The 22,100-nt window shown below is 71.1% G+C and carries 23 protein-coding genes; 13 read left to right on the forward strand and 10 right to left on the reverse strand.

The genetic code is table 11. The features are described 5' to 3' along the window. Positions 1–75 precede the first annotated feature (75 nt). Positions 76–903 carry a non-homologous end joining protein Ku gene (ku, locus tag ABFX50_RS09240; RefSeq protein ID WP_346145027.1) on the reverse strand — a complete coding sequence of 276 codons (828 nt, stop codon included), beginning with the start codon at positions 901–903 and terminating at the stop codon, positions 76–78. A gap of 61 nt (positions 904–964) precedes the next feature. Here ku and ligD (ABFX50_RS09245) point away from each other — a divergent pair, with 61 nt between their 5' ends. The 5 genes from ligD (ABFX50_RS09245) (at position 965) to ABFX50_RS09265 (ending at position 4,008) form a co-directional block, all read left to right on the forward strand. Beyond that, a complete protein-coding gene (gene ligD, locus ABFX50_RS09245) occupies positions 965–1,882 on the forward strand; it encodes a non-homologous end-joining DNA ligase (protein WP_346145029.1) in 918 nt (305 codons plus the stop codon). Beyond that, positions 1,879–2,751 carry a non-homologous end-joining DNA ligase gene (ligD, locus tag ABFX50_RS09250; protein ID WP_346145031.1) on the forward strand — a complete coding sequence of 291 codons (873 nt, stop codon included), beginning with the start codon at positions 1,879–1,881 and terminating at the stop codon, positions 2,749–2,751. Before ligD (ABFX50_RS09245) ends, ligD (ABFX50_RS09250) begins: the two co-directional genes overlap by 4 nt. A gap of 35 nt (positions 2,752–2,786) precedes the next feature. Next, positions 2,787–2,984: a hypothetical protein gene (locus ABFX50_RS09255; RefSeq protein ID WP_183655654.1), complete on the forward strand. Its 198-nt coding sequence runs from the start codon at positions 2,787–2,789 to the stop codon at positions 2,982–2,984. An 87-nt stretch (positions 2,985–3,071) separates the two neighbouring features. Further along, on the forward strand, positions 3,072–3,692 hold the full coding sequence (locus ABFX50_RS09260; protein WP_183655652.1) for a TetR/AcrR family transcriptional regulator: 621 nt from the start codon (positions 3,072–3,074) through the stop codon (positions 3,690–3,692). Positions 3,693–3,777: 85 nt separating this feature from the next. After that, positions 3,778–4,008, forward strand: coding sequence for a DUF3107 domain-containing protein (locus ABFX50_RS09265; RefSeq protein WP_183655650.1), 231 nt, complete (start codon positions 3,778–3,780; stop codon positions 4,006–4,008). Positions 4,009–4,274: 266 nt separating this feature from the next. Here the strand turns inward: ABFX50_RS09265 and ABFX50_RS09270 are convergent, their stop codons facing one another. Further along, on the reverse strand, positions 4,275–4,919 hold the full coding sequence (locus ABFX50_RS09270) for a ferritin-like fold-containing protein (protein WP_346145033.1): 645 nt from the start codon (positions 4,917–4,919) through the stop codon (positions 4,275–4,277). Positions 4,920–5,253: 334 nt separating this feature from the next. On the opposite strand from ABFX50_RS09270, the gene ABFX50_RS09275 reads away from it, so the two are divergent. From ABFX50_RS09275 to ABFX50_RS09285, 3 genes are all read left to right on the forward strand, one after another. Then, entirely contained in the window at positions 5,254–7,311 is a 2,058-nt protein-coding gene (locus ABFX50_RS09275; RefSeq protein WP_346145035.1) for a DEAD/DEAH box helicase, read from the forward strand. Positions 7,312–7,409: 98 nt separating this feature from the next. Next, positions 7,410–8,285 (forward strand): alpha/beta fold hydrolase, encoded by an 876-nt coding sequence (locus ABFX50_RS09280; RefSeq protein WP_346145037.1) that lies wholly within the window; start codon positions 7,410–7,412, stop codon positions 8,283–8,285. Between the two features lie 93 nt (positions 8,286–8,378). Beyond that, positions 8,379–9,296, forward strand: a complete 918-nt coding sequence (locus tag ABFX50_RS09285; protein WP_346145039.1) for an oxygenase MpaB family protein — start codon at positions 8,379–8,381, stop codon at positions 9,294–9,296. Between the two features lie 39 nt (positions 9,297–9,335). Here the strand turns inward: ABFX50_RS09285 and ABFX50_RS09290 are convergent, their stop codons facing one another. The 4 genes from ABFX50_RS09290 to ABFX50_RS09305 all read right to left on the reverse strand — a co-directional run bounded on the left by ABFX50_RS09290 (position 9,336) and on the right by ABFX50_RS09305 (position 12,418). After that, a complete protein-coding gene (locus ABFX50_RS09290; RefSeq protein ID WP_346145041.1) occupies positions 9,336–10,172 on the reverse strand; it encodes a RecB family exonuclease in 837 nt (278 codons plus the stop codon). Then, a complete protein-coding gene (locus tag ABFX50_RS09295; RefSeq protein WP_183655641.1) occupies positions 10,173–10,880 on the reverse strand; it encodes an MBL fold metallo-hydrolase in 708 nt (235 codons plus the stop codon). It abuts the gene before it with no gap. Between the two features lie 254 nt (positions 10,881–11,134). Continuing rightward, positions 11,135–11,749, reverse strand: a complete 615-nt coding sequence (locus ABFX50_RS09300) for a MarC family protein (RefSeq protein WP_183655638.1) — start codon at positions 11,747–11,749, stop codon at positions 11,135–11,137. A 39-nt stretch (positions 11,750–11,788) separates the two neighbouring features. Further along, positions 11,789–12,418 (reverse strand): DUF6758 family protein, encoded by a 630-nt coding sequence (locus ABFX50_RS09305; protein WP_183655635.1) that lies wholly within the window; start codon positions 12,416–12,418, stop codon positions 11,789–11,791. A gap of 74 nt (positions 12,419–12,492) precedes the next feature. Between ABFX50_RS09305 and ABFX50_RS09310 the strand changes: the two genes are divergently transcribed. Next, the gene (locus tag ABFX50_RS09310) at positions 12,493–12,882 is read left to right on the forward strand and encodes an NUDIX domain-containing protein (RefSeq protein ID WP_346145044.1); all 390 of its coding nucleotides are present in this window, start codon (positions 12,493–12,495) and stop codon (positions 12,880–12,882) included. A gap of 9 nt (positions 12,883–12,891) precedes the next feature. Here ABFX50_RS09310 and ABFX50_RS09315 read toward each other — a convergent pair whose 3' ends face one another. Both ABFX50_RS09315 and ABFX50_RS09320 read right to left on the reverse strand, forming a co-directional pair. Further along, a complete protein-coding gene (locus ABFX50_RS09315; protein ID WP_346145046.1) occupies positions 12,892–16,230 on the reverse strand; it encodes a beta propeller repeat protein in 3,339 nt (1,112 codons plus the stop codon). Between the two features lie 193 nt (positions 16,231–16,423). Then, positions 16,424–17,506, reverse strand: coding sequence for a CPBP family intramembrane glutamic endopeptidase (locus tag ABFX50_RS09320; RefSeq protein WP_346145048.1), 1,083 nt, complete (start codon positions 17,504–17,506; stop codon positions 16,424–16,426). A 98-nt stretch (positions 17,507–17,604) separates the two neighbouring features. On the opposite strand from ABFX50_RS09320, the gene ABFX50_RS09325 reads away from it, so the two are divergent. Continuing rightward, positions 17,605–18,300, forward strand: a complete 696-nt coding sequence (locus ABFX50_RS09325; RefSeq protein WP_346145050.1) for a hypothetical protein — start codon at positions 17,605–17,607, stop codon at positions 18,298–18,300. Then, positions 18,297–18,836 carry a DUF6529 family protein gene (locus tag ABFX50_RS09330; protein ID WP_346145052.1) on the forward strand — a complete coding sequence of 180 codons (540 nt, stop codon included), beginning with the start codon at positions 18,297–18,299 and terminating at the stop codon, positions 18,834–18,836. The genes ABFX50_RS09325 and ABFX50_RS09330 overlap by 4 nt, the downstream gene beginning before the upstream one ends. A 31-nt stretch (positions 18,837–18,867) precedes the next feature. On the opposite strand, the gene ABFX50_RS09335 is transcribed toward ABFX50_RS09330, so the two are convergent. Together ABFX50_RS09335 and ABFX50_RS09340 are read right to left on the reverse strand one after the other, a co-directional pair. Next, positions 18,868–19,806, reverse strand: a complete 939-nt coding sequence (locus ABFX50_RS09335) for an HpcH/HpaI aldolase/citrate lyase family protein (protein ID WP_346145054.1) — start codon at positions 19,804–19,806, stop codon at positions 18,868–18,870. 72 nt (positions 19,807–19,878) lie between these two features. Beyond that, positions 19,879–20,157 (reverse strand): hypothetical protein, encoded by a 279-nt coding sequence (locus tag ABFX50_RS09340; protein WP_346145056.1) that lies wholly within the window; start codon positions 20,155–20,157, stop codon positions 19,879–19,881. On the opposite strand from ABFX50_RS09340, the gene ABFX50_RS09345 reads away from it, so the two are divergent. Then, positions 20,120–20,470 carry a hypothetical protein gene (locus ABFX50_RS09345; RefSeq protein WP_183655619.1) on the forward strand — a complete coding sequence of 117 codons (351 nt, stop codon included), beginning with the start codon at positions 20,120–20,122 and terminating at the stop codon, positions 20,468–20,470. The two genes, ABFX50_RS09340 and ABFX50_RS09345, sit on opposite strands and share 38 nt — an antisense overlap. 10 nt (positions 20,471–20,480) lie before the next feature. Then, positions 20,481–22,097, forward strand: a complete 1,617-nt coding sequence (locus tag ABFX50_RS09350) for a serine/threonine protein kinase (RefSeq protein WP_346145058.1) — start codon at positions 20,481–20,483, stop codon at positions 22,095–22,097. Positions 22,098–22,100: the final 3 nt, after the last annotated feature.

The following is a 22,100-nucleotide window of genomic DNA, read 5'->3' on the forward strand; positions in this document are numbered from 1 at the left end:
GATTACCCGAGGGCGGGGGCCGGACCGGCGAAGAAGCCGAGCCGGCCCCCGCTTTTCCCTGTCTCCGGCTTTTCCTCAGGCCGTTTTGCGCGCCTTCTTCTTCGGCTCCTTCTTGGCCGAGGTGCCGCGCTCCTTCTTGGCGGCCTCGACGCTCGCCCGGAGGGCGGCCATGAGATCGACGGCGGGACCCGCCTCCTCCTCACCGGCGGGGGCCGCGATGACCTCCTTGCCGGCCACCTTCGCCTCGATCACCTGCTGCAGGGCCTCGCGGTAGGCGTCGTGGTACTCGGCGGGATCGAAGTCGGCGACCATCGTGGTGATCAGCGACTCGGCCATCTTCAGCTCCTGCGTCCTCACCTCGATGTCCTCTTCGAGGAAGTCGAACTCTGGGGCGCGGATCTCGTCGGGCCAGAGCATCGTCTCCAGGACGAAGATCCCGTCACGGACGCGCAGCGTGGCCAGCGACTCTCGCTGCCGCAGCGCCACCTTGACCACCGCGACCTGACCCGAGCTCTCCAGCGCGTCGCGCAGCAGCACGTACGGCTTGGCGCCCTGCGCGTCGGGCTCCAGGTAGTAGGTCTTGTTGAAGTAGATGGGGTCGATCTGGTCGGCCGGCGTGAACTGCAGCACGTCGATCCTGCGCGAGGTGGTCAGCGGCAGGTCCTCGAAGTCCTCGTCGGTGAGCACCACGATCTCGCCCGTGGCCAGCTCGTATCCCTTGGCGATGTCGGAGTACGGCACTTCCTCGCCGTCGATGGTGCACACCCGCTTGTAGCGGATCCGCCCGCCGTCCTCGCGGTGCACCTGGTGGAAAGTGACGTCCTTCTGCTCGGTGGCCGAATAGAGCTTCACCGGGATCGTTACCAGCCCGAAGGAGATCGCACCCTTCCAGATGCTGCGCATGGGCACTCCAAAGAGAAATAGCGGCTCACCTCATGGGCACATACCCGGCATGGGCGATCCGATGCCATATCCGGTCGAACCGATGCTGGCCGTACCTGGGGAGTTACCGGCAGCTCGCGAGGAGTACGGGCTGGAGGTGAAGTGGGACGGGATCAGAGCGCTCGTCCACCTCGAAGGCGGCGCCTGCAGGGTCAACGGCAGGCACGGCGCCGACTACACCAGGCGCTATCCCGAGGTCTGCGAGAGCGCTGCGGGCTTCGGCCTCGACCGCGCGATCGTCGACGGCGAGCTCGTGGTGCTCGGGCCCGGCGGACGGCCCAGCTTCCAGGGGCTGCAGCGGCGGATGCACCTGCCCGACCCCTCCCCCGCCATGATGCGCCGCTTCCCGATCACCTTCTTACCCTTCGACCTGTTGCACCTCGGCGGGATCTCCCTGTTCGACCTGCCGTACAGGGACAGGAGGGCGCTGCTCGACGACCTCGACATCGGCGCGCCCCCGGTCTTCCCCTGCGACACCGACCTGCTGGCCGCCACGCTCGACCAGGGGCTGGAGGGGGTGATCGCCAAGCGGCTCGACTCGCCGTACCGGCCGGGGGTGCGCACGCCCTGGTGGATCAAGGTGAAGCACCACGACACCCGCGAGGTGGTGATCGGCGGGTGGAAGCCTGGCAAGGGACGCCGCGCGGGAGGGATCGGCTCCCTGCTGGCGGGGGTGTTCACCGAGGAGGGGTTCGTCTACGTCGGGCACATCGGCACCGGGTTCACCGACGCGGCGCTCGCCCACCTGCTCGGCGTGCTCGAGCCGCTGACGATCCCGTGCAGCCCCTTCAGCAACGAGGTGGGGGGCCGCAACAGGTGGGTTAGACCCGAGCTGGTCGGGGAGGTGGCCTACACCATGTGGACACACGACCGCAGGCTGCGGCACCCGGTATGGCGCGGCCTCAGGGCGGACAAGGTACCAGCAGAGGTGACGCTGTGAAGGTTCCCGTCAAGGTGGACGGACGCGAGCTGACGCTCAGCAACCTGGACAAGGTCCTCTACCCGGAGTACGGGTTCACCAAGGCGGAGGTCATCGACTACTACAGCCGCGTCGCCCCCGTGCTGCTCCCCCACCTCCAGGGCAGGCCGCTGACCGTCAAGCGCTACCCCAACGGCGTCGACGGCGCGTTCTTCTTCGAGAAGAACGCCCCTCAGCACACGCCCTCGTGGGTGCGCCGCGTGACGCTTCCCGTGCCGGGCAGCACCAAGAACCGCGAGACCATCGAGTTCGCGATCGTCGAGGACCTGGCCACCCTGGCCTACTACGCCAACCTCGCCGCGCTGGAGCTCCACGTGCCGCAGTGGCGGGTCTCCAAGGACGGCGAGGCGCTGCCGCCCGATCTGCTCGTGCTCGACCTCGACCCGGGCGCGCCCGCCACGATCGTCGACTGCTGCAGGGTGGCCGTGCACATCCGCGAGGTGCTGGCCGAGGACGGCCTGACCGCCACACCGAAGACCAGCGGCAACAAGGGCATGCAGCTCTACGCGCCGTGGGACAACAGGGTCGAGCCCTCCGACTACGCCCGCTCGCTCGCGCAGCGGCTGGAGAAGGAGCACCCGCGCCAGATCGTCAGCGTGATGACCAAGAAGCTCAGACCCGGCAAGGTGTTCATCGACTGGAGCCAGAACAACCCGGCCAAGACCACCGTCGCCCCCTACTCCCTGCGCGCCAGGCCCCGCCCCACGGTCTCGACGCCGCTGCTCTGGGAGGAGGTCGAGGCGTGCGAGAGCCCCGACGAGCTGGTCTTCACCGCGGCCGACGTGCTGGCCAGGGTGGATGACCATGGAGACCTGTTCGCTCAGGCGTAAGGTGGAACACGTTCGACCAAGGAAGGGGGACAGGAATGTCGGAGATGGAGGACATCGTGTTCGAGCCAGAGGAGCTCTCGATCGAGGCGCCCGAGGCCGACGCGGCCGAGCAGCAGCGCCTGCTGCGTGAGGAGGGCGGCGTGCGGCGCGAGCTCCCTATCGATGTTGATCCGGCCGACGCTTTCGAGCAGGACCGCACCGTGGGCGACGATGATGACGATGACTACCGCTGACCTGGTTACCCACGCGTAGGATGAGCCCGCAAGAGCTGCTGTTGACCAGGCAGCGTGACCTGTCTTCGGCGCTGTGAAGGAGCGATCATGACCGCGACCCCGGACGCCAAGCCCCGGGGCACCCGGCTGCCCAGGCTCGCCCGCAGGCGTCAGCTCCTCAGCGCCGCGCAGGAAGTGTTCGTCGAGAACGGCTACCACGCCGCAGCCATGGACGAGATCGCCGACCGTGCGGGCGTCAGCAAGCCGGTGCTCTACCAGCACTTCCCCGGCAAGCTCGAGCTCTACCTGGCCCTGCTCGACCTGCACGTCGACGACATGGTCAGCAGGGTGCGCGACGCGCTGGCCTCCACCCACGAGAACAAGCTCAGGGTGCAGGCCACCTTCCGCGCCTTCTTCGACTTCGTCTCCAGCCAGGGCGAGGCGTTCAGGCTCGTCTTCGAGTCCGACCTGCGCAACGTCGCCCCTGTGCGGCAGCGCGTCGAGCGGTCGCTGCGCGAGTGCGCCGAGATGGTCAGCCAGGTCATCCAGGAGGACACCGGCTGCTCCAGCGAGGAGGCGCACCTGCTGGGCGTCGGGCTGGTCGGCATGGCCGAGGTCAGCGCCCGCTACTGGATCACCCAGCACGGCTCCATCCCCAAGGACGCCGCCGAGCAGCTCATGGCCAGGCTGGCCTGGCGCGGCATCAGCGGTTTTCCGCGTACGGCATAACCGCGTTCGCTGGTCGCGATCAATGTCCTCCTTTTGCCCATGAGCGGCGACGATGGGAAGAGCTGGCCCGTCGAAAGGGAGCACGATGGAAATCAAGATCGGTGTGCGCTCCGTGCACCGCGAGCTCGTTGTGGAGACCGACCTCTCGGCCGATCAGGTCGAGGAGGAGATCAGAAACGCGCTGGCCGCCGACCGGGGTGTCTTCGCCATCACCGACGTCAAGGGCAGGCGCGTCATCGTGCCGGTCGCCTCGCTGGGCTTCATCGAGATGGGTGAGGACGAGTCGAGGCCCGTCGGTTTCGGCGGCACCATGTAGCTCTCGCTCGCCGGGGGTGCGGCCGCCTGCCGTACCCCCTGGAGCGGTCAGCCGCAGGCCCGCCGCCGGCCGAGCGAGCAGCCGAGAGGGCGGCGCTCGCCGGGGCTCTCGGCTCTGCTCGCTTCGATGGTCGGACAACCCGTGCTGCCCCTTCGCAGCGCGGCACGCGGTGTCCAGCGGTTCGGCCCACATCTGCTCAAGGAACTGCCGTTGCGGCGCGAGGCCCTCATGCCTGGCACGCTACAACCGATTCGCCTCTCGCGCCGTCAGATGCCCAAGGCGGCCATGCGTTTGCCGTGCTCCTCCGTCAGTCTCGCGAACAGGCGGGAGATCTCGGCCTGGTCGTCGGGCACCGCCTCCACGAGCAACTGGGCCAGCTCGGGGCGGACGGCGGCCACCCGCTGCCCCTGGCTGAGCGCCTCACCCACCAGCCGCCTGGCCCACAGCGCCAGCCGGCCCGTGAGCGTGGGGTCGGCCTCGACGGCCGCGCGCACCCGCTCCACCGCGAAGGCGGAGCGCCCCTCGTCCATCAGCACCTCGTCGACCAGGTCGGCGATGGCGGGGTCGAGGCGCCTGGCGGCCTCCCTGTAGAAGTCGAGCGCGATCCCCGTGCCGACGTACGCCTTGACCAGAGCCTCCAGCCAGTCGCCTGGCGTAGTCTTCAGATGCCACTCGTCGAGCGCCTCGACGAACGGCGACATCGCCTTGTCGGGGTCGGCGCCGAGCGAGAGCAGCCTGTCGCGCAGGAGTTCGAAGTGCGCGTACTCCGCCACCGCCAGCTCGCCGAGCACGGCTCTGTCGGTCAGCGTGGGGGCCAGATGCGCGGCGTCCTCCGCCAGCCTGAGGAACGCGCTGAGCTCGGCATAGGCCAGAACGCCGAGCAGGTCGACGACGCCAGGGGATTCTGTCATGGTGGCAGCGTACTTCGGGAACATAATGAAACTCGGTCCGCGTTGTGGTATCGAGTACACTGCTCTGTGAAAGTGCGACCGCACAGTGTTAATCCGGGAGATTCGCTCCCGCTAACCCCCACTCCGGGCCTGCGGTCGCTGATGACGCGCGAGGGCTGGCTCTACCGCGAGGACCCAGGCACGGGATGATTCCGCCCGATGGTCCCGGCAGGCCCGCCTTCATTTGAGACTGAGGCAGGCCACGCTGACGACTTTCCGAGACCTCGGAGTCACACCAGAGATCGCCGATGCCCTCGAGACCGAGGGCATCACCACGCCGTTCCCGATTCAGGAGATGGCGCTCCCGCTCGCCCTCTCGGGCCAGGACCTCATCGGTCAGGCCCGCACGGGAACGGGCAAGACCTACGCGTTCGGCATCGCGATGCTGCAGAGCATCGGCAAGCCGCGCAAGAACCGCAAGAAGCCACGCGGCCTCGTCGTCGTGCCCACCCGCGAGCTGGCAGTGCAGGTCTCCGAGGACCTCGTCACCGCCGCGGGCAAGCTCGGCTCGAGGGTCCTGACCGTCTACGGCGGTCGCGCCTACGAGCCGCAGGTCCAGGCTCTCAAGGCGGGCGTCGACGTCATCGTCGGCACGCCAGGGCGCCTGCTCGACCTGGTCAAGCAGAAGCACCTCGACCTCTCGCAGATCACCATGCTCGTCCTCGACGAGGCCGACCGCATGATGGACCTCGGCTTCCTGCCCGACATCGAGCGCATCTTCAAGCTCATCCCCGATGAGCGGCAGACGATGCTGTTCTCCGCGACCATGCCAGGCGAGATCGTCTCGCTGTCGCGCAAGTACCTCAACCGCCCCACCCACGTGCGCGCCGAGATGGACAACGGCGAGGGCGAGACCACCCCGCAGGTGCGTCAGCTCGTCTGGCGCGTGCACAGGATGGACAAGATCGAGATCCTCGGTCGCCTGCTGCAGGCCGACGGCCGCGGGCTCACGATGGTCTTCTGCGAGACCAAGCGGGCCTGCGACATGGTCGCCGAGCAGCTCGACACCCGCGGCTTCGCGGTCGCGGCCGTCCACGGCGACCTGGGCCAGGGCCAGCGCGAGCAGGCGCTGCGCGCCTTCCGCAACGGCAAGATCGACGTGCTCGTCGCCACCGACGTCGCGGCTCGCGGCATCGACATCGACGACGTCACCCACGTGGTCAACTACGACGCTCCCACCGACGACAAGACCTATGTCCACCGCGTCGGCCGTACGGGCCGGGCCGGCAAGACGGGCATCTCGGTCACCTTCGTCGAGTGGGAGGAGCTGACCCGCTGGAAGATGATCAACAACATGCTCGGGCTCGACTTCGCGGAGCCGGAGGAGACCTACTCCACCTCGCCGCACGTCTACGCCGAGCTGAGCATCCCCGCGGGCACCAAGGGCGTGCTGCCGCGCGCGGCCCGCTCCAGGGCGGGCCTGGACGCCGAGGAGATCGAGGACCTCGGAGAGACCGGCAGGTCGCGTTCGCGTGGCCGCAAGGACAAGGAGGAGCGCGAGCGCGAGCCGCGTCCCCCCCGCGCCCCGCGCCAGCGCCGTCGCACCCGCGGCGGCCGCGCCGAGGACGAGCTCGTGGCGGAGCCCGTCGCGAACGACCCGGTTGCGGCCGAGCCGGCTGCGGTGGAGCCGGTTGCGGTGGAGCCGGTTTCGGACGCTCCTCTCGCGGTAGAGTCCGTGACGACGGGGCCCGTCTCGACGGAGCCCATCTCGTCCGAGCCCCTTGTGACGGAGCTCGCCTCCACGCCGCCGGTTTCGGACGAGGCCACCTCGCGGAAGCCCGCCTCCGACCGCTCCACCTCGCGCAGGACCACCACGCGCCGGGTGGTCGCGAGGCAGGACGTGGCGACCGAGCCCGCAGAGGACACCACATCGACCATCGCGCCGGAGGAGGAGCCCATGCGCAGGCGCTCCCGCAGGACCGACGACACACCCGCCATCATCTCCCCCGAGGAGATCGAGGCGGCCGCCGAGCAGCCGTCCAGGCGGACCCGCACCCGTAGGGGCGCGTCCTCCGAGGCACTGGAAGGGGCGCTCTCCTCCGTGAGCGACGAGCAGACCATCACCAGGAACAACCACCGCGCCGAGGCGCCCGCCGAGGAGCCTGGCTTCCTGTCCAGCCCTCCGCCGCCCCCTGTCCGCAGGGAGCCTGAGCGGATCGTCCCGCCGAACGCGTTCACGGTGATCTTCCAGTCACCCGACCTCGCGACCGACGACGACGAGATCGCCCCTTCGGCGGCGACCGAGCGGCAGCAGCAGCGCCGCCGTCCGCGCACCGGCGGCGGCAGCGGCGGCCACGGCGGTGGCCAGAGCAACGGCTACGGCGGCAACGGCGGCGGCAACCGCCGCCGCTGAGTCCGCAGGTGAGGCGCGGGTCCCGTTCTCGGGGCCCGCGCCTTGCTCGTTCCGCGTGCGGGTGTTCCCACCCTGACCTCTGGGTATTGTTGCCTTACGTGAGTACGCCGCGATTCCTGTCCCTGCCACCTGGCGTCGTCGAGGTTCAGATCGAGACGCCCCAGGGGTCTTTCGCGGCCCTCGAGGCCAGTCCGCTCAGCGGCGTCATCGAGCGACTGCCCGCCCTGCTGGTCCCGGGCCTCACCGGCAGCAAGGAAGACTTCCTCGCCGTCATGCAGACCCTGGCCGCGGCCAACCGCAGGGTCACCGCCATCGACATGCGCGGCCAGTACGAGACGCAGGGACCTGACGACCCGACCGCCTACACCTGCCCCGCGCTGGGCAACGACGTCGACGTGATCGCGATGGCCCTCGGCGAGGGTGGCCCCGTCCACCTGGTCGGGCACTCCTTCGGCGGGCTCGTCGCGCGCGAGGCGGTCATCGACGGCCGCACCAAGTTCGCCTCCTTCACGCTGATGAGCTCGGGCCCCTCGGGCATCGTGGGCCGCCGCGAGCAGGCGGGCAGGGCCATCATGCTCGAGCTGCCCGAGTTCGGCCTCGAACACGTGTGGATCACCCGCTATGAGCCCGAGGCGCTGTCGGGCGGCGTGCCCGACGAGATCGTGTCCTTCCTGCGCAAGCGGCTGTTCGCCAACAACCCCACGGGCCTGACGACGATGGCCGAGCAGGTGCTCGACCAGCCCGACCGCACCGACGAGCTCAGGCAGATCGAGGTGCCCACCCTGGTGCTGTACGGCGAGCACGACGACGGCTGGCCCCCCGAGGTGCAGGCGGAGATGGCCGAGCGCCTGGGCGCCGAGGCCGTGGTGGTCCCCGGCGCGGTCCACTCGCCGGCCGTCGAGGCGCCCGAGACGACGGCCGCCGCGCTGACCAGGTTCTGGAACGCGGCGGAGACCAGGAAGCCGACCTTTTAGACAACCGGTCCAATGCCATGTAATGATTCACTTACTGTCGGCCCCCGGCCCCCCAAACCGGAGTAGCTCGAGCGGCTCGAGTGGGAGATCATCATGGCGAGCATCGAAGAGATCGTCGTCCAGCCGCCCCAGACCGTCACCTGGCTGGTCCACCTCGACCGCGCCATGTGGGTGGGCGGCGTGCGGGGTCTCATGCTGCAGGCGCTGCACCCGCTGGCGATGCTGGGCGTCTGGCAGAACTCCACCTTCCAGGACGACCCGTTCGGGCGGCTGCGCCGTACCGCGGACTTCGTGGGCAGGGTCACGTTCGGCAGCCCGCAGGAGGCCGACGAGATCGGACGCAGGGTCCGCGGCATCCACCGCGGCCTGCGCATCACCGACGGCGGCAGGACGCACCGCGTGGACGATCCCGAACTGCTGCTCTGGGTGCACTGCGCCGAGGTGTCGTCCTACCTTGAGGTGGCCAGGCGCGGCGGGCTCGGCCTGAGCGACAGGCAGGCCGACCGGTACCTGCGCGAGCAGCGCAGGAGCGCGACCTACGTCGGCCTGCACCTCGACGACGTGCCAGGCTCGCGGGCCGAGATGGACGCCTACTTCGCCCACATGCGGCCCAGGCTCAGGGTCATCGACGAGTCGGCGGCCACCGTGCGCTTCCTGCTGTGGCCGAGGCTCCCACCCGAGCTGCGCAGGCTCTCCCCCGGCAAACCGGCCTACTTCCCCTTCGGCGCGCTGTGCTACTACTCGCTGCCCGACTGGGCCAGAGACCTGTACGGCACGCTGCCCGAGGTGCCGCGCTCGACGGTCACCGCGGCCCTGAGAGCCTTCAGGCTGGGCTGCAACGCGCTGCCCGAGCCCGTACACGACCTGGCCTTCGCCCAGCCCACCAGGGACATGCTGGCCGCTTCCAGGAGGCGCCTGGCCGCGGCGGGCTACGACCTGAGCAAGGGGCTCAAGGGGCTGACCGACCCGAGGCGGTGGCCGTCGGCCGTCGAGGGGCGCCGCGCCGCCTGACGCGCGGAGCGTACGGCCCGTCCCCGAGCCGCACACGGGTCAGCTCGGGTCGGAGAGAGCGTCCCAAGGGAGCTTGTCGGGCGCGGCCGTACGGCCCTCGGGGCAGTGCCGCCTGAAGTCGCACCACGAGCAGAGCGGGCCGGGGCTCGGCGGGAAGGGCGCCTCGGTGTCGCCCGCCCGGTATCGCTCGTCGGCCTCGCCCGCCTCGAGCGCGACCTCCTCGGCCCTGCTCAGATGGCGGGCGAGCGACTCGTCGGTGTGCTCCCACTCGACGACCTCGCCGGTCGGCAGGTGGTGCAGCTCGACGGTGTGGCAGGGCGTGCGCAGCACCCGCGAGGCGGCGATCGCGTAGATGGCCAGCGCCAGGGAGCCGCGGGCGTCGTCCTGGGTCAGCGGGCGGCGGCCCGTCTTGTAGTCGACCACGACCAGCTCGTCCCCACGCCGGTCGAGACGGTCGATGCGCCCCGACACCGCGATGGTCTTGGTGCGCGTGGCCACCGTGCGCTCGACGCCGACGGGCTCGTCGGCGGGGTCGAGGGTCTCGACGTAGCCGGACACCAGCCCGCGGGCGTGGTCACGCCAGCGCGTGGACTGCTCGGCGTCCCTGAACCCCTCGGAGATCCACCCGTTGGTGAGCAGGATGCTCGCCATCGCGGGGGTCCTGCGGTTGTACGGCTCGCGCCACCAGGCCGCCAGCGCGTTGTGCACGCTCGCGCCCATGCTGTTGTGGGCCCAGGCGGGCCCCTTCTGCGGCTGCGGCCTGTCGAGGTAGGAGAAGCGGTAGCGCCTTCGGCAGTCGAGCCATGAGTTGAGCCGCGACGGCGTGCACGAATAGAGCCGTCGCGGCATGCCCTCGAGCGGGAGCTGCTCCAGCACCTACTGGTCGCCCAGGTTGAGCCGGATTCCGGCCGCGCCCGTGCCGTCGGTCAGCGGCGACTCGGGAGGCGCCTCGCGGGTCAGCGAGCCCGACACCCAGTCGTCGAAGTGCGGCTCGAGGTCGCCGACCGTGGTCTCCTCGCCCTGGTTGGGCAGCACCCTCGTGGCGCCCGGCAGCGTGAACAGCCTGCCGCCGATGGAGGTCAGCTGGTCGGCGAGGGCGGGGTACTCACCGCCGAGCTTGCCGGGACCGTCGGCCTGCAGCGACTTGCCGGTGAAGACCGCCTCCAGCTCCTCGGAGTAGAGGCTGACGCCGCCCATCGTGATGCCGGGGGTCTCGAGGACCTCGAGGCGGACGTCTGCGACGCCGAAGACGCCCTCGTCCTCCATCTCGATGTCGGGCCAGGTCTCCGACCACGTCTCGCGCCAGATCGGCTTGTCCTTGGGGTGCAGGGCGACCACCGACTCGTCCCTGCTGGCCACCTCGATGGCCGCGCCGACGTGGTCGGGCAGGCCGTGCGTGCAGATGACGGCGAGCACCTCCCGCTCGCCGACCTGCTCAAGGATCTTCTCGGCGTCACGCGCCGGGTCGATGACGATGACCTCGTCGTCGTCTCCCACGATCCAGGTGTTGTTCTCGACCTTGTGCTCGGTGCCGTCGATGTCGACGGTGCCCTCGGTCACGACTCGCTCGATACGCGCTACCACGCCGCCACCCTATCGCCAACAGGGGGGCGTATTCCCTCTGCTTCCATGCCTCTTTCTCCAGAACGTCACCGGCGCCCCTCCCGTCCACCGGCGGCCGGCCTCTTCTTGGGGCATCCGAGGACCCGCGGCGGGGCCCGTCCGACGGCAGCCGAGGCCGCACGGGCGGGCCGGCACGTCCGTCTGACGGGGCCGAGGTTTCTGGGGCGCGGCACGGTCGGTTGCGTCCGCCTGACGGGGCCGAGGTCTTCTGGGGGTCAGGCTTCGGCGACCAGGGCGCGGATGGCGGTGATGATGAGCTGGACGGCGAGAGCCGCCAGCAGGAGGCCCGCGATGCGGGTGACGAGCTCGACGCCGTTCTCCTTGATGACCCTGATGATGCTCACCGAGAAGCGCATGAACAGCCACAGCACCACGTGCACCGAGGCGATGGCCAGGCCCAGCGCGAGGATGCCGCCGTTCACCGTCTCGGCCTGCTGGGCGAAGACGATGGTGGCGACGATGGCGCCCGGTCCTGCCAGCAGCGGGGTGCCGAGGGGTACCAGCGCCACGTTCACGTTCGACTTGACGCTGCCCGCCTGGGGCTCGGTGGTGCCGCGCAGGAGTTCGAGCGCGACGAGGAGCAGCAGGAGGCCGCCGGCGATCTGCATGGCGGCCACCTCGACGTGCAGGTAGCGCAGGATCGCCTGGCCGAAGACGGCGAAGACCACGATCAGGCAGAACGCCGTGACCGCCGCCTGCCAGGCGATGCGCCTGCGTTCGGCCGGGGTGCGTCCGCCGGTGTAGGCCAGGAACAGCGGGATCACGCCAGGCGGGTCCATGATGACGAACATCGTGACGAAAGCCTCGACGAAGAACCTGACGTCGAACACCTGTCCCCCCAGCTTCGGGTGGGGGGACCGACCACGATGTTAACCCGTGAGCCTGGGAGAGAACGCGCCGTAGGGCAGGTCGAGATCCTGGTCGTTGTCGCGCAGGTCGCGCAGGCTGAGCTCGGTCAGGGCGATCAGGCAGCCCGCCTCCGCGGGCCAGCAGATCGCCCAGATCCAGTTGCCCAGCGCCTCGCCCGCGTAGATCGCGCGATCGGCGGGACCTGCGACGCACCACAGGGCGGTCGGGTGGCCGAGGACGTCGATCTTGGCGTTCGGGGGACCCTCGTCGAAGCCGCCGCCGGGGTCGGGGCCGTCGAGGCCCGCGAAGGACGCGCCCAGGCCGACGCCTGGTTCCTCTGCGATGATCACCAGATCGGTGGGTCCGAGCGTGACCGAAGGGCCGGCCAGCGCGACCAGGCTCGCTCGTGCGCCGGTGCGATCGTCTCCCGCCTCGCCGAAGCCCGTCACGAGCCAGCCTGATGGCAACGGCCACGGCAGCCAGACGGGGACGACCGTGCTCTGCCGTACCGAGGTGTAACCCGCGGAGGACGGCGGCAGCGGCTGGAAGGGCAGGACATCGCCATGCGCGTCACAGCGCCACGCGCTGGACCACGCACTCGGTGCATGAAGCGGGCCGAAACACCGTGGACAGGTTGGAGCCGCTCTCACAGCTACTCACGGTGCGTCGCGAGGGCCCCATCCGTCAAGGGCATCGGCCGTTATCCGGCCGTAATCTTGGCCATGTGCACGTAAATTGTGTGGGCGCGATCATCCTGGACGGCGCGGGGCGGCTGTTGCTCATCAGGCGGGGGCATCCGCCCGGCGAGGGGCTCTGGTCGATTCCGGGCGGCAGGGTGGAGGCGGGTGAGAGCGACGCCGCCGCCCTGAGACGGGAGGTGATGGAGGAGACGGGTCTGGTGGTGACCGTCGGCCCGCTGGTGGGCGCGGTCGAGCGGCAGGGGCCGGCAGGAACCGTCTACGTCATCCGCGACTACCTGTCCACCGTGGACGCGGGAACGCTCACGCCCGGCGACGACGCCGCCGCCGCGCGCTGGTGCGCCCCCGCGGACCTGGCCCTCCTCCCGCTGACCGACGGCCTGCTCGACGCGCTCACCTCGTGGGACGTCCTGTGAACCGCCGCGTCAACGGTCGGACGACAGCGTGGAGGTCCACAGGATGAGGTGGTCGGAGTTGTAGGTCGTGGAGCGCCCCAGCGCCACCACGTCGGCTCCCGTCACGGTCACCGCCCCCAGCCATTGCAGGCCCTCTCCCCCGAGCCTGTCCTTGGTCAGATCCTGACGGTTCCAGCTCAGGCCGTCCTCGGAGGTCCATGCGGCGCTGTCGCCGGTACCCGGGCTCCCGTGCCAGCCCACCGCCACAAGTCCCTGCGCGGCCGAGGCCAGGTCGTGCACCGCCGCGGCCTGCTCGGCCGGCAGCCACGAGTACTGCCAGGAGGCACCGTCGTCGTCGGACACCGCGGCGAAGGCCCGCCGCGCCCCCGGCACCTGGGCGGTGCCGATCGCGACGATGCGCTCGCCGTACCAGGCGACCTGGCGCAGGCCCGCCGAGGTGGCGGAGGGTGGCATGAGGCGCTCTCCCGCCTTCCAGGTGAGGCCGTCGGCGGAGGTCCAGACGACGCCGCTCTCCCGCTCGGCGCTGCCCGAGCCGCCGACCGCCACGTAGGCGCGCCCGCCCGCGGCCACATCGTGGATGCGCACCCCCGCGCCGCCGCGCGGCAGCTTCTCCACGCGGGTGAACCTGCGCAGGTCGGTGGTGTACCAGAGTGCGGCGGTGACCGTACCGGAGGCGGCTCTGTCCTCGCCTGCGATCAGGTACCCCTTCTCGCCCGCGGCCACCGCCTGCATGGCGAGGTACGGCTGGCCCTCGGCCCGCGCGGGCCCCTCGATCCTCTTCCAGTCGCGGCCGTCGGAGGAGCCGACGAGCAGCGGCTCGGTGGAGGAGGCGTCGGGCATGGTGGTGCCCACGGCCAGCCACCCCTTGCGCCCGTGGGCGAGGTCGGCGAGCTCCTGCTGGCGGGGCGCGGCCAGGGTGATCGACTTCCAGGTGACGGCGTCCGTGCTGGTCCACAGGCCCGCGTCGCCCGAGGCAGAGCCCGCGGCGACGAAGCGGCCTTCGGCGGCGGCGACCCTGGCCGTCTCGCGGGCGACCCTCGTCAGCCCCTTGATGTCGGCGAGGCGGACCTGAGCGGGCGGCTGACCGTCCTTCGCCGTCATCAGGACGAGCTGGTTGTCGACGTCGGCCGCCGCCTGGTCGCCGCCGGCGACCAGGGTGCCGGAGTCGGACATGGTCAGCCCTCGCACGGTCGCGCCAGGCATGCTGCCGAGGTCGGCGCGCTTGCTCCAGGTGCGGGCGTCCGTGCTGGTGTAGACGGTGTAGCGGTCGAGGCCCGACTGACTGACCGCGGCGAGACCCGCGGCGTGGGTGACGACCGCGTTGACGCCCGTGCTCTGCGCGCCGAGGCCGCCGATGGTGCCGCACTTGGCCCATTCGGCTCCGGTGGGCGAGCAGTAGACGTGCACGTCGCCGGCGGGGTCGCGCTGCTTGGTGGGGATGAGGACGAACCTCGTCGGCAGGACGGCCAGCGTGCCCTGCCTGGGAGCGATGTCGGGAAGCTGGGTGGCGGTGCGGACCCAGGTGCGTCCGCCGTCGGTCGAGCGCATGACGACGGAGCCGCCGTTCTGGGCGGGCTGGGCGAGGACCACGACCTGGTCCTCCCTCGCCACCACGGTCCTGAACTCGCGCACCTTGTCGGGGGTGCCGATGTCCTTGCTGTCGACCCTGGTCCACGCGCGGCCGTCGGGCGAGTGCCAGGCGACGGGGCCAGGCGTGCCGTCCTGCAGGACGGTGCGGCCGACCGCGACGAAGCCCGAGGTGGTCCTGGCGATGTCGTGGATCAGGTCGCCCTTCCTGAACACCTGGAGCCCGCTCGGCTCGACCGCGGCCCAGGTGAGACCGTCCGTGCTGGTCCACAGGCCGCGCTCGTCGCCCACGCCGTCCTGGCCGAAGGCGAGCCACCTGCCGTTGGCCCCGACGACCCGCTGGACGGTGGTGGTCGTGGAGCCCGTGACGTTGGCCAGCTGCCAGGTCGCGCCGCTGTCGGGTGAGAAGAGGAACAGCGGGCGCGGCAGCGGGCTGGTGGTGTCGCTGCCGACCGCCACGACGCTCGCGCCGACGGCGGCCAGGTCGTTGAGCTTCTGGTTGGAGCCGTCGCCCGCGGCGGGCACGACGAACAGTTCGTCGCCCGAGCGCCCGTCGCCCGCGGCCAGGCGCAGGCCCGTGCTGGTGGAGTTCCACCACTGGTAGGCGACCACGCCCGCCGTGACGGTGAGCGCCAGGGTGAGGACGATGACCACGGGGCCGAGGCGGCTGCGCCGCCTGACCGGGCTGGACCTGCGGATCGCCGAGGGAACGGGGCCGCGGTGGTGCCTGCCGGCCGAGCCGGCTGGTCCCGGCGGGCCCGAGGCCACGAGCAGGTCGGGTCGCGTGGGACGGCCGCCGGGCGGCCTGCCCACCCTGCGGACGGGCTCCTCCCCCTCCTGCTCGTGGGGGTCGTGCCGCTCGCCGGGAACGCGCTCGGGCTCGGCCTCGATCTCGGGGCGCACGGGGATCGGCGGACCCCCCACCCGCTCTCGCGCCTCTCCCTCCGGCACGTCGCCGACCGGCTCCGGCCGTTCCACCGGCGGCTCGGGAGCCGGCTCGGGCCTGCGGTAGGGCTGGGCGCGGCTCGGCGGCACACCGGTCCTGATGCCGGGCGGACGCGGGTGCGGCGCGGTCGGCCTGTCCCGCTCGGCGACCGGCTCCTGCCCCTCGGATACCGGCTCGCCGCTCCTGGGCGCGCCCTCGACGTCGGCGCCCCGCTCACCCACAGGTTCGACCCGAGGCGGCGGTAACCGGTTCCCCACGGGTTCGGCGCCAGGCGACGGTGACCGCTCTCCCACGCGCTCGGCGTGAGGCCCTTCTCCCACGGGTTCGGCGCGGGGTGGCGGGGATCGGTCGACGGTGGGTTCGGCGCGGGGCGGCTGGGGTCGGGGCGGGCCGGTCGCGACCAGCTTGTCGGGCCTGTCGACGGTCCTGCGCGGCCGCCGTCGCTGCTCGGGCTCCTGCTCTGCCTCCCGCGCCGTCTCAGGTGACGCGGTCGGCGAGCTGTACGGCCTGCGCCCCTTGGGCCAGGCCGCCGCGTCGCCTTCGACCGGCTCGTCCTCCGGCGTGGGCGAGGCGAACGGCGGCATCCCCCACGGGGAGGCCACGGGCAGCCCGCGCGCGTGGTCGTCTCTCGGGCCTGGAGGGGCGTGCCGGATCCTGGGCTCCTCAGGCGCGCCCGATCCTCCGGAGGGCCTCGCCTCACCCGCGGAGTGCCCCTCCCGCCTGCCCGGCTCGCCGGGCGTGCCGGCATCGGGAGTGCGCGGATCGTCGTCCGGCGGTCGCCGTGGTGAGCGCGGTTCGCTGGGGCCCGAGGCCACGCGTCGCACCTCCTAGTCGGAAATGTCCGGACCGTTCCAGTTTCGTACGCCTATTTCAGGAAACGCACGCGGGTACTCCTACCCCGTCCCACTGAAATGATCACCTGCCCACACCTCCACAGAATCCAGCCCAGCACGCTCCAGCCGCGATGGCGAGACCTCTCTAGCGAGATTCACGGAACAGCTGTGTGGTTTATCCGGAAACGGTGGCGATCGCCCGCTTTCTCGCCAGCCACAGCACTCCGAAGGCGAACACCGACAGCTGCACCACGGTCCCCGCCAGCGACTGCCACGGCACCGCGCCCTGCCGCAACGCGTCGTCCAGGTCGCCCGCGGCCGCGCTGATGGCGAAGGCCAGCGTGTTGTTCACCACGTGCATGGCGATCGGCGCCTCCAGCCCGCCCGTGCGCACCGCGAGCCACCCCATCAGCACCCCGAAGCTGAAGACGTCGAGGATGCCCCAGTCGGTGTAGGCGTGCAGCGCGGCGAAGCCGGCCGAACCCAGCACGATGCCCGGCCACGGCGAGCGGATGTAGGCGCCGAAGGCCTGCAGGAGCCAGCCGCGGAAGATGTACTCCTCGGCCGCCGCCTGGAAGGGCACCAGCAGCACGATCACCACCAGCGCGGGCAGGAAACCGCTCCATCCCTTCCAGCCGAGCAGTTCGGAGGTGTTCTCGCCGGTCGCCACATAGGCCGCCCACAGCGCCGCCTGGCCGAGCACCAGCGCCACGACGCCGATGCCGGCGCACTCCATCAGCCACCGCCACCGCAGCCTGCCCATGACCGAGGAGAGCGTGCCCGGCCTCCTGCGCTGGATCACCGCGACCGTGCCGTAGACCAGCGGGAGCACGGCCGCGATCGACAGCAGCGTCACCGTCAGGCTGAACACCGGATCGCCGAACAGCTGCTCCTGCGTCATCGGCGCGGGAATGCCCGCGATCGTCGCGACGATCGCGCCCGCCACCACGACGAACACCGCCATGCCGAAGAAGGCCAGCGCCACGAGCAGCGTGCCGACGACCTGCCGCCACCAGGCGTTCAGCGGGTTCCTCGCCAGGTGGTCGTAGCGGGCGCCGGGCGGGGCCTGCACGAACCACGAGGGACGGGGAGCCGGCGCGCCGTACGGGCCCTGCGCGTAGGGACCCGGCTGGTACGGCGGCTGCTGACCCGGCGGCGGCGCGCCGTACGGCGGTCGGGCCTGAGGCGGCGGGCCGTACGCCGGTTGCCGGCCCAGGGGCGGCGGGCCGTTCGGGGTGGGCGGCTGGTTGTCGTGCATCCCCTCATTCTGGCCGCCCGGATGCGCATTAGTTCACAGACAGCCGCGCGGAAAGAGCGGATGCTCGGGCTGAGACCATCCGAACTCCGGGAGCAGTCATGTCAAGGCTCGGGCCGTTCTTCACCCTTGCGGCGGGCGCCGCGCTGGCCGCGGGACTGGGCGTGGCCAGCGTCACGTCGGCGCCCCAGGCCGTCACCGCCACCTCCTCCGCCGACGCGTCCACCGCGTCCACCGACGCCACCTCACCGCCGGTCGCCGAGGCCACCACCTCCGTGACGCCCGCGCCCGCCAAGACCGCGAAAGCGGCCGCGAAGGCCGACTACGCGGGCAGGGTGCGCGGCAACGGCGGCCTCGTCGCCGTCTCCATCAGGGACGGCAAGGCCGTCGGGTACTTCTGCGACGGAAAGACCGAGGCCTGGTTCGCCGGCAAGGCGGGCGACGGCGAGGTGACGCTGAAGGGCTTCGGCGGCGCCACGCTCTCGGCCTCCCTCGGCGGCGGCAAGGCCACCGGCGAGCTGGCGCTCGGCGGGAAGCGCTGGGACTTCACCGCGCCCACCGTCAAGAAGCCCTCAGGCCTCTACCGCGCCACCGCGCTCGTGCGCGGCGCCCGCTACCGGGCCGGCTGGATCGTCCTGCCCCGCCCGGACGGCAACGGCTTCGTCCAGGTCGGCGCCATGGTGAAGGACGGCGGGCCGGTACCGGTTCCGACGATCACCCCTGGCTCGCCGGTCACCATCGACGGCGACACCGTCGCACCCAAGGACGTCGACGCATTCATCGAGGAGATGTCATGACCATCGCCACCGACAGACGCTCCGCCACCGGCCTGCTGACGCCGCTGCTGGCAGGCGCTCTCGTCATGGTCGCGCTCGGCGTGTACGGCAGGGTCCACACACCCACCGGGTTCGCGGTGGGCCCGGGAGGGTTCAGCGGGGCGCTGCCCATGAAGTCCTGGCTGACGACCGGCGCCTTCGTGCTGGCCTTCGTCCAGGTCGTCTCGGCGCTGTCGATGTGGGGCAAGATCGGCGTCCGCATCCCCGCCTGGGTGCACAGGTGGTCGGGCAGGGTGGCGTTCGTGCTCACCATCCCTGTCGCCTTCCACTGCCTCTACGCGCTGGGACTGCAGTACGACGTGCCACGAGTGCTGGTGCACTCGCTGCTCGGCTGCTTCTTCTACGGTGTGTTCACGGCGAAGATGCTCGCGCTGCCCCGCAAGGGACTGCCGGGCTGGACGCTTCCCCTCCTGGGCGGCGGCCTCTTCGCCGCGCTGGTCGGGCTCTGGCTGACCTCGTCGCTGTGGTTCTTCACCACGATTGGCGTGCGGTTGTGAGCAGGCTCGGGGACCGCCGTCCCCGGCGGGCTCAGGCGCCGGGGGTGAAGGTCGTCGTGCGCGTCATCCCGGCGGCGCGCCCCTTGGCCGACACCACCAGCGCCATCTTCCGCGACGCCTCGTCGATCATCTCGTCACCCAGCATCACCGCGCCCCGCCGTTCGACGGTCGTGTAGTACTCATACGCCTCGAGGATCAGCTCGGCGTGGTCGAAGTCCTCCTGGGACGGCGAGAACACCTCGTTGGCCGCCTCCACCTGGGAGGGATGCAGCACCCATTTCCCGTCGAAACCCAGCGCCGCCGCCCTGCGGGCCACCCTCCTGTACCCCTCGACGTCCTTGATCTGCAGGTACGGCCCGTCGATCACCTGGAGGTCGTGGGTGCGCGCCGCCATGAGCAGCCGCATGAGGATGTAGTGGTAGGCGTCGCCCTCGGTGTAGCCGGGCGGCTGCTCCCCCACCACGAGCGTGCGCATGTTGATCGAGGCCATGAAGTCGGCGGGGCCGAACACCAGCGTCTCGAGGCGCGGCGACGACCCCGCGATGGCGTCGGCGTTCACCAGCCCCCGCGCGTTCTCGATCTGCGCCTCGATGGCGATGCGCCCCGCCTCGAAGCCCATGGTCCGCTCGATCTGGGTGAGCAGCGTGTCGAGCCAGATCACCTGGGTGGGATCCTGCACCTTCGGCAGCATCACGCAGTCGAGGAACTCGCCCGCGCCCTCGACCACCTCGATCACGTCGCGGTAGGTCCACTGCGTGGTCAGGTCGTTGACCCTGACGACGCGCACCTTGCCGCTCCAGTCGCCCTCGCGCAGGGCGGAGACGATGTTCTTGCGCGCCTCCTCCTTGGCCAGCGGCGCGACGGAGTCCTCGAGGTCGAGGAAGACCTCGTCGGCGGGCAGGGTCTGAGCCTTCTCCAGGAAGCGCGGGTTGGATCCGGGGACCGCGAGGCACGAACGGCGTGAGCGCATGCCCAAAAGCTAGCGCGCGGCCCCCGCGCCGCGACAGCGCGCCCTCTTCTGTCGCCGCCATGATGGCGACGGTCAGGTGGAAGTCCGGGCGGTCCCTGGTGCGCTCGACGGCGAGCTTTCCAGCCCCATCTCTTCGGCCCAGCGCCTGTTGCCGTCCATCACCAGCGCGACGTGGCGAGGAAGCGGTCCCCTGCGCAGAAGGGAGCGCAGATGCCTGGTGTACAGGGCGTAGAGCACACCCGCACGATAGTCGGGACGGCGGCGCGGTGCGGCATGCTGGAGGCCGGCGCGGGCGAGCAGGGAGGAGACGAGGGTGAGCGTGATCGAGGAGGGCGCGAAGAAGTCGGGCATCCTGTGGCTGCATCTGGACCGCCCCAGGCTCGCGTGGCACGTCTGGCACGAAGGGGCGATCTACCTCGTGACCGGCGGCGAGGAGCAGGACCTTCCTGGTCTGGTCGGGCGCGACAGCGTGCGGGTGACGCTGAGGAGCAAGGACAACGGGGCCGAACTGGTGGCCTTCGACGCGCGGGTCGAGGTCGTCGACCAGGCCGCCGCCGCCGACGCGGTGGCCGCGCTGGCCAAGGAGCGGCTGAACGCCAGGGACGCCGCGCGCCTGACCGACCGTTGGTCCGTTTCGTCCGCTGTGGTGCGCCTTACCCCGTAGGGTGCATCGGGTGCAGAATGTTCAGCCGCTCCTTGCTCACGAGGCCGCCCGCATGGGCGACTACGAGCTGCTCGGCCGCCTGGGAGAAGGCGGTCAAGGGGTCGTCTACCTCGGCAGGTCCGCCTCGGGCGAGCTCGTGGCGGTCAAGATGCTGCATGCCAGGTTCTCCGGCGACCCCGCCGCGCGCGACCGTTTCCTGAAGGAGGTCGCGGCGGCCAGGAGGGTGGCCGAATTCTCGACCGCGCGCGTGCTGGACGCCTCGACCGACGGGGACAGGCCGTACATCGTCAGTGAGTACGTCGAGGGCGTCTCCCTCGACCAGCTCGTCAGGGAGAGCGGCCCGCGCCTCTCGGGGGCGCTGGAGCGGCTGGGAGTGGGCACCATGGCGGCGCTGGCCGCCATCCACCGCGCGGGGGTCGTGCACCGCGACTTCAAGCCGAGCAACGTGCTGCTGGGCCTCGACGGGGCGAGGGTCATCGACTTCGGCATCGCCAAGGCGCTCGACGCCACGACGGCCAGCGCGAGCGGGCTGATCGGCACGCCCGCCTACATGTCGCCCGAGCAGATCTCGGGTGAGACGGTGGGGCCGCCGTCCGACCTGTTCGCCTGGGCGGTGACCATGGTGTTCGCGGCCACGGGCCGTCCCGCGTTCGGCGGCGACAGCGTTCCCGCGATCTTCCACAGGATCCTGACCAAGGAGCCCGACCTGCCCGAGCTCAGCGAGCCGCTCGGCTCGCTGGTGGCGGCCTGCCTGGCCAAGGACCCCTCCGCGCGCCCGACGGCCGCCGAGGCCCTGCTGCGCCTCGTGGGGCACGCCCCCGTGGCGCACGCGCCCGGAACACCGCCTGAGCCGCAGGCCTTCCCCGCCGATCACGTCGACGACCTCGAACGGCCTGACAGCGACACCGCCGAGCAGGACGTCGCGCCCACCGATCCGGCCATCCCGCCTGCGGCTCCCATGAGGCCCACCAGCATCATGCCCGTGGACCCGATCCTGCCCGAGGACCAGGGCCTGCCCGCGGACACGATCCTGCCCGAGCAGCGGCCGGCCAAGCCGGCGAGGCGCGGACGGCTGCGCCCCGCGCTGCTGCTCGTGGCCGCGATGGCGCTCGCCGCCTCGGTGACGGCCGCCGTCATACTCCCGCAGCTCGCAGGGGCCCCCTACAACCAGGGGCAGAACGTCGGGAACATCCCCGCCGATGTGGGAGAGTCCGATCCGCCCGTCACCGGTGAGTCCGTCAGGGCCAGGCCGAAGGCGGGCGTGAACCTGCCCGCGCTGGAGGGTCAGCACGTCGACGAGGCGATCGCCCAGCTGAAGAGCCTCGGGCTGCAGGCCAAGGTGAAGCACCGCGCCGACGAGTCGTTCGAGGCCGACTACGTGATCTCCACCTCCCCAGGCCCGGGCAGGCTCGCCAAGGGAAGTGTGGTGACGCTCTACGTCTCCTCAGGCCCGCAGGAGGAGGAGCCCACCCCCACACCCTCCGAAGAGTCCACCCCCGGCCCTGGCGACCCGAGCGCCGAGCCCACCGAGGAGCCGATGCCCACGGCCACGCCGACGGACACGGCCACCGAGGAAACCGTCTCGCCCGAGCCCGACCCCGAGCCGACGGAGCTCAAGGGCGGCTGAGCC

It is taken from the genome of Nonomuraea recticatena (assembly GCF_039533245.1).
Lineage (GTDB): Bacteria > Actinomycetota > Actinomycetes > Streptosporangiales > Streptosporangiaceae > Nonomuraea > Nonomuraea roseola.

Excerpts from the sequence above, each read along its gene's own strand:
- ABFX50_RS09340 (WP_346145056.1), bottom strand. The coding sequence starts at position 20,157 with ATGCCCGACTTCTTCGCGCCCTCCTCGATCACGCTCACCCTCGTCTCC.
- ligD (WP_346145029.1), top strand. The coding sequence starts at position 965 with ATGCCATATCCGGTCGAACCGATGCTGGCCGTACCTGGGGAGTTACCG.
- ABFX50_RS09285 (WP_346145039.1), top strand. The coding sequence starts at position 8,379 with ATGGCGAGCATCGAAGAGATCGTCGTCCAGCCGCCCCAGACCGTCACC.
- ABFX50_RS09325 (WP_346145050.1), top strand. The coding sequence starts at position 17,605 with ATGTCAAGGCTCGGGCCGTTCTTCACCCTTGCGGCGGGCGCCGCGCTG.
- ABFX50_RS09335 (WP_346145054.1), bottom strand. The coding sequence starts at position 19,806 with ATGCGCTCACGCCGTTCGTGCCTCGCGGTCCCCGGATCCAACCCGCGC.
- ABFX50_RS09275 (WP_346145035.1), top strand. The coding sequence starts at position 5,254 with ATGGCGCTCCCGCTCGCCCTCTCGGGCCAGGACCTCATCGGTCAGGCC.
- ABFX50_RS09270 (WP_346145033.1), bottom strand. The coding sequence starts at position 4,919 with ATGACAGAATCCCCTGGCGTCGTCGACCTGCTCGGCGTTCTGGCCTAT.
- ABFX50_RS09320 (WP_346145048.1), bottom strand. The coding sequence starts at position 17,506 with ATGCACGACAACCAGCCGCCCACCCCGAACGGCCCGCCGCCCCTGGGC.
- ku (WP_346145027.1), bottom strand. The coding sequence starts at position 903 with ATGCGCAGCATCTGGAAGGGTGCGATCTCCTTCGGGCTGGTAACGATC.
- ABFX50_RS09265 (WP_183655650.1), top strand. The coding sequence starts at position 3,778 with ATGGAAATCAAGATCGGTGTGCGCTCCGTGCACCGCGAGCTCGTTGTG.
- ABFX50_RS09255 (WP_183655654.1), top strand. The coding sequence starts at position 2,787 with ATGTCGGAGATGGAGGACATCGTGTTCGAGCCAGAGGAGCTCTCGATC.
- ABFX50_RS09330 (WP_346145052.1), top strand. The coding sequence starts at position 18,297 with ATGACCATCGCCACCGACAGACGCTCCGCCACCGGCCTGCTGACGCCG.
- ABFX50_RS09260 (WP_183655652.1), top strand. The coding sequence starts at position 3,072 with ATGACCGCGACCCCGGACGCCAAGCCCCGGGGCACCCGGCTGCCCAGG.